This window comes from Saccharothrix hoggarensis, assembly GCF_042678885.1.
Lineage (GTDB): Bacteria > Actinomycetota > Actinomycetes > Mycobacteriales > Pseudonocardiaceae > Actinosynnema > Actinosynnema hoggarensis.
The window spans coordinates 1-6,513 of the sequence record NZ_JBHTLK010000314.1; the positions used below are offsets into that span (position 1 = coordinate 1).

Sequence of the window (6,513 nt, forward strand, 5' to 3'; positions counted from 1 at the left end):
CCGGCCCGCGCGCCCCGGTCGAGCCGGGCGACGACGCGGTCGCGCAGCTCGGGCGGCACGCCGGGACCGGCGTCGTCCACCTCGATCCGGGCGTTGCCGTCGCGGGACATCACGGCGACCCGCACCACCCCGCCCGCGTGGCGCTCGGCGTTGTCGAGCAGGTTGTCCACGACCCGGTCCAGCCGGCGGCGGTCGCCGAGCACGTGCGGCGACGGCTCCGGCGCGTCGACGGGCGCCGACCCGCCCGGACGGGCCGAGACGACGTTGCGGACCAGCGACGCGAGGTCGATCGTCTCCGGGGTGAGGTCTTCCGCGTGCTGGTCGGCGCGCGAGATCTCCAGCAGGTCCACCACCATCCGCGCGAACCGGTCCACTTCGGACGTCAGCAGGTCCAGCGCCTTGCCCGCCGTGCCGGGCACCTCGGCCCGCCGCCGGCGCAGCACCTCGGCCGCGTTGACCATCGTCGTCAACGGCGACCGCAGCTCGTGGCTCACGTCGCCCGCGAACCGGGCGTCCCGCAGCACGCGCTGCTCCAGCGCGTCGGCGGTCGCGTTGAACGTGGTGGCCAGCGGGGTCAGGTCGGGGTCGGTCTGGGTGGGCAGGCGGGCCCGCAGGTCGCCGCCCGCGATGCGCGACGCGGCCTTGGTCAGCTCGGTCAGCGGGCGCAGCGCGCGTCTGCTCGCCCACGACCCGAGCACGACGCCGAGCACGCCGCTGCCCAGGGTGACGGCCACCAGCAGGCCGCTGAGGAACCGGAACGTGCGGTCCAGCTGCACGAGCGGCGCCAGCTCGACGTACGCGCCGTCGGTGGACCGGATGGGCAGCGTCACGGCCAGCACCGGGATGCCGTCGACCAGGAGCCGCTGCGCGGCGGGCGTGCCCTCGCGGCCCAGGTCGACGAGCCGCCGCGGCAGCACCCGCGCGTCCACCTGCCGCCCGCTGGTGAGCACCTGGCCCGCGTGGAACACCATGACGGTGGAGTCCGGGCCCGTGGTCAGGCCCGTGAGCAGCTCGTTCAGCCCGGCGGACCCGGTGCGCAGCGCCTCGTCCACGAGCCGCGCGTTCACCTCGGCCTGGCGCACGGCGCCCTGCTCGCGCTGCCGCAGCAGGTAGCCGGACGTGAGGTTCCAGATCGCCACGGCGAGCGCGCTGGTCAGCAGCACCGACCCCAGCCCCAGGACCAGCGCGACCCGCCAGCGCAGCGAGAACCTCGGCATCACACGTCCACCCGGTAGCCGGCCCCGCGCACGGTCACCACCAGGGTCGGCTCGTCCGGGTTGGCCTCGATCTTGCGGCGCAGCCGGCGGATGTGCACGTCGAGCAGCCGGGTGTCGCCGAAGTAGTCGTAACCCCACACGCGTTGCAGCAGCTGCTCGCGGGTGACGATCCGCCCGCCCGCCGACGCCAGCTCCACCAGCAGCCGGAACTCGGTGCGCGTGACGTGGACCTCGCGGCCGGACCGGTGCACCGAACCGACGTCGGGCCGGATCTCGACGTCGCCGACCCGGATCGCCTCGTCCTGCCGACCGCCGCCGCGACGGCGCAGCAACGCCCGGATGCGTGCCGCCAGCACGCTGGCGACCAGCGGTTTCGTCACGTAGTCGTCGGCGCCCGCCTCCAGCCCGGCGATCACGTCGGCGGCGTCGGCGCGGGCGGTCACGACGATGATGGGCAGGTCGCCGCGGGCCCGCAGCAGGCGGCACACCTCCAGCCCGTCCACGCCCGGCAGCATCAGGTCGAGCAGCACCACGTCGAACGTCGCCCCGGCCAGGAGGTCGAGGGCCTCCTCGCCCGACACCGCGTCGGTGACGGCGAACCCCTCGTCGCCGAGGGCGAGCCCCAGCGCCTGCCGGATGTGCTCGTCGTCCTCGACCAGCAGTACGGAGAATTCCATGTGCCCCGGTCCTCGTGTGCGGTGAGCACCAGCCTGCCCGCCCGCCGGGGTCGACACCACCGCCGGGGGTGTCCCACCGCGCCCGCGAGCCGGTGCCGCGGCCGGCCGTCCGGGTGGCTCACCTGCGGTGACGTGGAAAGTGGTCGACTCGCGAAGCATGACGCCCCGCGAGTCGCACCGCCATCCTGCCGCACCGCGCGCCCGCCGGACCTGACGAACACCTGACGATCCGGCGTCCGACCGGTGGCGGGCAGGTCCGACGGTCATGCCGAAGTGCCGTTCGGCGCTCCCGGAGGCGGCGGCATACAGTACGGGGGTATGGTGCCGCGCCTGGCTCCACTCGGGAGTGGCGACGGTCACGTCGGACCGGCGGCGAGTTGACCCGGATACCCCCTGGGGGTATAAATGTCCTCGAAGGCGCCACCGTCGGAACGCACTGGACCGGCGAGCGGGCCGGAGGGAGTGGGCATGCGGGGTTACACATCGGACAAGGAAGCCTTCGTCAAGCGCTTGCGCCGGATCGAGGGGCAGGTCCGCGGTGTGCAGCGGATGGTGGAGGACGACGAGTACTGCATCGACGTCCTGACCCAGATCGCGGCGGCGACGAAGGCCCTGCAGGCGGTCTCCCTCGGACTGCTCGACGAGCACCTGAAGCACTGCGTGGCCGACGCGCTCGCACAGGGCGGCGAAGGCGCCGACGCCAAGGTCCGCGAGGCGAGCGAAGCCATCGCCCGCCTGGTGCGGTCCTGAACCGACACGACAACGAGGAGCACCCGATGGCCGAGTCCACTTTCACCGTCACCGGCATGACCTGCGGCCACTGCGTGGCGTCCGTGACCGAGGAGGTCACCAAGATCGAGGGCGTGACCGCCGTGGACGTCGACCTGCCGACCGGTGCGGTCAAGGTGACCAGCGCCGCCCCGGTCGCCGAGGCGGACGTCAAGGCCGCCGTCGAGGAAGCGGGCTACGCGCTCGCCGGCTGATCTGCCGACTCGGAGCCCGCCACGCGGCGGGCTCCACCAGTCCTGAGGACCTGAACCGATGAACACAGCAGCGAAGCTCTCCGCCTACGGTGCGGTGCTGGCCCTGGTCGCCGGTGGCGCCTGGGCCGCCGGGAGCGCTGTCGGTCCCCTGTCCGTCGAAACCGCCCCCGGCGGCCACGACGGGACGTCCGGCGCTGAGGGCGCCGGCCACGGGGACGACCACGGCGCCACCGTCGCGGAGGCCGCGGACCAGCCCGCCGGGCTGGCGTCGTCCAGGGGCGGGTACACCCTCACGCCCACCGACACGACGCTGACCACGGGACCCCACTCCTTCTCGTTCCGGATCACCGGCCCCGACGGGGCGGCGGTGACCGGGTTCGACGTCGAGCACGACAAGCGGATGCACCTGATCGTGGTGCGCCGCGACACCTCCGGCTACCGGCACCTCCACCCCGAGATGGCCGCCGACGGCACGTGGACCGCGCCCCTCGACCTCGCCGAGGCCGGCTCCTACCGGGTGTTCGCCGACTTCAAGCCGACCGGCGCCGAGGCGGCCACGCTGGGCGTCGACGTCGCCGCGGCCGGTCTGTTCGAGCCCCGGCGGCACGCGCCGTCGCGGGTCGCCGAGGTCGACGGATACCAGGTGCGCCTCGACGGCGACCTGACGCCGGGCAAGGCGTCGCCGGTGCGGCTGACCGTGAGCCGGGACGGCAAGCCGGTGACCGACCTCCAGCCGTACCTCGCGGCCTACGGCCACCTGGTCGCGCTGCGCGAGGGCGACCTCGCCTACCTGCACGTCCACCCCGAGGGCGCGCCCGGTGACGGCAGGACCGCGGCCGGCCCGGAGGTCGCGTTCGTGGCCGAGGTGCCGTCGGCCGGGAGCTACCGGCTGTTCCTCGACTTCCAGCACGACGGGGTCGTGCGCACGGCCGAGTTCACCGTCGACACCGCCGGCGCCGAACGGGCCACGCCCGCCCCCGGCACGCCGACCACGCCCGCCCCGGGCGGGCACGAGGAAGAGGACGGGCACGGTCATGGCTGACACGCAGATCGAACTGGCCATCACCGGCATGACGTGCGCGTCGTGCGCGGCCCGGATCGAGCGCAAGCTCAACAAGCTGGACGGCGTGACCGCGACCGTCAACTACGCGACCGAGAAGGCCCGCGTCACGTTCCCCGAGGACGTCGACCCGCGCACGCTCGTCGAGCAGGTGGAGGCCGCCGGCTACCAGGCCGCGCTGCCGGTCGTGAAGGCCGCCGAGGAGCCCGAGGCGCCCGCCGACGAAGACCCGACCCGCGCGCTGCGGCAGCGGTTGACCGTCTCCACCGCCCTCGCGGTGCCGGTGATCGCGCTGGCGATGGCGCCCGTGCTGCAGTTCACCTACTGGCAGTGGATCTCGCTGACGTTGGCGGCCCCGGTGCTGGTGTGGGGCGCGTGGCCGTTCCACCGGGCGGCGTGGGCGAACCTGCGGCACGGCGCGGCCACCATGGACACGCTGATCTCGATGGGCACGATCGCGGCGTTCGCCTGGTCGCTGTACGCGCTGCTGTTCGGCACCGCGGGCACGCCCGGCATGACGCACCCGTTCGAGCTGACCGTGCAGCGCACGGACGGTGCGGGCTCGATCTACCTCGAAGTGGCCGCCGGCGTCACGGTGTTCATCCTGGCCGGGCGCTACTTCGAGGCGCGGTCCAAGCGGCGGGCCGGGGCGGCGCTGCGGGCGTTGCTGGAGCTGGGCGCGAAGGACGTCGCCGTGCTGCGGGACGGCCGCGAGGTCCGCGTCCCGATCGCGGAGCTGGCCGTCGGCGACCGGTTCGCCGTGCGGCCGGGGGAGAAGATCGCCACCGACGGCGTGGTGGCGGAGGGCAGCTCGGCGGTCGACGCGAGCATGCTGACCGGCGAGTCCGTGCCGGTGGAGGTCGGCCCCGGCGACGCGGTGGTCGGCGCGACCGTCAACGCGGGCGGCCGGTTGGTCATCCGGGCGACGCGGGTCGGGTCGGACACGCAGCTGGCGCAGATGGCGCAGCTGGTCGAGGACGCGCAGAACGGCAAGGCCGAGGCGCAGCGGCTGGCGGACCGGATCTCGGCGGTGTTCGTGCCGGTCGTGATCGCGCTGTCGGTGGGCACGCTGGCGTTCTGGCTCGGCGCGGGCGGCGGCGTCTCGGCGGCGTTCACGGCGGCGGTCGCGGTGCTGATCATCGCCTGCCCGTGCGCCCTGGGCCTGGCCACGCCGACCGCGCTGCTCGTCGGCACGGGCCGCGGCGCCCAGCTCGGCATCCTGATCAAGGGCCCGGAGGTGCTGGAGTCGACCCGCCGGGTGGACACGGTGGTGCTGGACAAGACCGGCACCGTCACCTCGGGCCGGATGAGCCTGGTCGGCGTGCACGTCGCGGACGGCGTCGAGGAGGACGAGGTGCTGCGGCTGGCGGGCGCCTTGGAGCACGCCTCCGAGCACCCGATCGCCAAGGCGGTCGCGGCCGGCGCGGCCGAGCGGGTCGGCGACCTGCCCGAGGTCGAGGACTTCCAGAACCTGGAGGGCCTGGGCGTGCAGGGCGTGGTCGACGGCCACGCGCTGATCGTCGGCCGGGAGCGGCTGCTGGCCGAGTGGAGCGTCCGCCTGGGCGACGACCTGGCCGAGGCCAAGCGCGCCGCCGAGGAGAAGGGCCGCACCGCGGTCCTGGTCGCGTGGGACGGCGAGGCGCGGGCGGTGCTCGTGGTCGCGGACACCGTCAAGCCGACGTCCGCCGAGGCGATCCGGCAGCTGCGGGCGCTCGGCCTCACCCCGGTGCTGCTGACCGGCGACAACGAGGCGGCCGCGCGGGCCGTCGCCGCCGAGGTCGGCATCGACGAGGTGATCGCCGAGGTGCTGCCGAAGGACAAGGTCGACGTCGTCGCCCGCCTGCAGTCGGAGGGCAAGGTCGTGGCGATGGTCGGCGACGGCGTCAACGACGCCGCGGCGCTGGCCAAGGCCGACCTGGGCCTGGCGATGGGCACCGGCACGGACGCGGCGATCGAGGCGAGCGACCTGACGCTGGTGCGGGGCGACCTGCGGGCGGCGGTCGACGCGATCAGGCTGTCGCGGCGCACTCTGGCCACGATCAAGGGCAACCTGTTCTGGGCGTTCGCCTACAACGTCGCGGCCCTGCCCCTGGCCGCCGCGGGCCTGCTCAACCCGATGATCGCGGGCGCGGCGATGGCGTTCTCGTCGGTGTTCGTGGTGTCGAACAGCCTGCGGCTGCGTGGTTTCCGCAGCACCGCGACGTCGCCGGACCGCCCGGCGCGGTCGGCGGGGTCCGCTCGGGACAAGGTGCCGGCCGGGGTCGCCTGACCGGAACGCGCGGTGGCCCGGAGCCGGTCGGCTCCGGGCCGGCGCGCTGTCGGGCGTCGACTACGGGCAGGTCGTGGCGACCAGGGCCAGCAGGCCGCTGACCGCCGCGATCGGCGGCAGCGCCAACGTCGTCAGCCCGGCGAAGCCGCAGGTCGCGGCGGTGCGAGCACGTCCCGCGTGGTGGTCGGCGTGGCGGAGGTGGGCCAGCCTGACCTCGACCGCGTCCCGGCTCATGGCCGGCGCCGAGCCCGGCGCGTCGTGGCCGGTCACGGTGGTCAGCGCCGCCCGGACGGCCTCCGCCCCGCAC

Annotated in this window: 6 protein-coding genes and 1 pseudogene; 4 read left to right on the forward strand and 3 right to left on the reverse strand. The window is 74.6% G+C overall.

The window, feature by feature from the left end:
- The coding region (locus ACFQ3T_RS33315; RefSeq protein WP_380729594.1) for a sensor histidine kinase at positions 1-1,217 on the reverse strand (1,217 nt) is incomplete at its 3' end.
- Positions 1,217-1,894 (reverse strand): response regulator, encoded by a 678-nt coding sequence (locus tag ACFQ3T_RS33320; protein ID WP_380729596.1) that lies wholly within the window; start codon positions 1,892-1,894, stop codon positions 1,217-1,219. The genes ACFQ3T_RS33315 and ACFQ3T_RS33320, both read right to left, overlap by 1 nt.
- Before the next feature lie 468 nt (positions 1,895-2,362).
- Between ACFQ3T_RS33320 and ACFQ3T_RS33325 the strand changes: the two genes are divergently transcribed.
- Genes ACFQ3T_RS33325 through ACFQ3T_RS33340 form a run of 4 tightly spaced genes read left to right on the forward strand, consistent with a single transcriptional unit; the run spans position 2,363 to position 6,206 of the window.
- Entirely contained in the window at positions 2,363-2,644 is a 282-nt protein-coding gene (locus ACFQ3T_RS33325) for a metal-sensitive transcriptional regulator (protein WP_380729598.1), read from the forward strand.
- Between the two features lie 26 nt (positions 2,645-2,670).
- Positions 2,671-2,877, forward strand: coding sequence for a heavy-metal-associated domain-containing protein (locus ACFQ3T_RS33330; RefSeq protein ID WP_380729600.1), 207 nt, complete (start codon positions 2,671-2,673; stop codon positions 2,875-2,877).
- Between the two features lie 58 nt (positions 2,878-2,935).
- Positions 2,936-3,919 (forward strand): hypothetical protein, encoded by a 984-nt coding sequence (locus ACFQ3T_RS33335; RefSeq protein WP_380729602.1) that lies wholly within the window; start codon positions 2,936-2,938, stop codon positions 3,917-3,919.
- Positions 3,912-6,206 (forward strand): heavy metal translocating P-type ATPase, encoded by a 2,295-nt coding sequence (locus ACFQ3T_RS33340; protein ID WP_380729604.1) that lies wholly within the window; start codon positions 3,912-3,914, stop codon positions 6,204-6,206. Before ACFQ3T_RS33335 ends, ACFQ3T_RS33340 begins: the two co-directional genes overlap by 8 nt.
- A gap of 60 nt (positions 6,207-6,266) precedes the next feature.
- On the opposite strand, the pseudogene ACFQ3T_RS33345 reads toward ACFQ3T_RS33340, so the two are convergent.
- Positions 6,267-6,513 (reverse strand): annotated as a pseudogene (locus ACFQ3T_RS33345) (M56 family metallopeptidase); the annotation flags it as partial.

Bases quoted from the DNA above. Each gene is read 5' to 3' on its own strand.
- ACFQ3T_RS33340 (WP_380729604.1), top strand. From the start codon at position 3,912: ATGGCTGACACGCAGATCGAACTGGCCATCACCGGCATGACGTGCGCG.
- ACFQ3T_RS33320 (WP_380729596.1), bottom strand. From the start codon at position 1,894: ATGGAATTCTCCGTACTGCTGGTCGAGGACGACGAGCACATCCGGCAG.
- ACFQ3T_RS33335 (WP_380729602.1), top strand. From the start codon at position 2,936: ATGAACACAGCAGCGAAGCTCTCCGCCTACGGTGCGGTGCTGGCCCTG.
- ACFQ3T_RS33330 (WP_380729600.1), top strand. From the start codon at position 2,671: ATGGCCGAGTCCACTTTCACCGTCACCGGCATGACCTGCGGCCACTGC.
- ACFQ3T_RS33325 (WP_380729598.1), top strand. From the start codon at position 2,363: ATGCGGGGTTACACATCGGACAAGGAAGCCTTCGTCAAGCGCTTGCGC.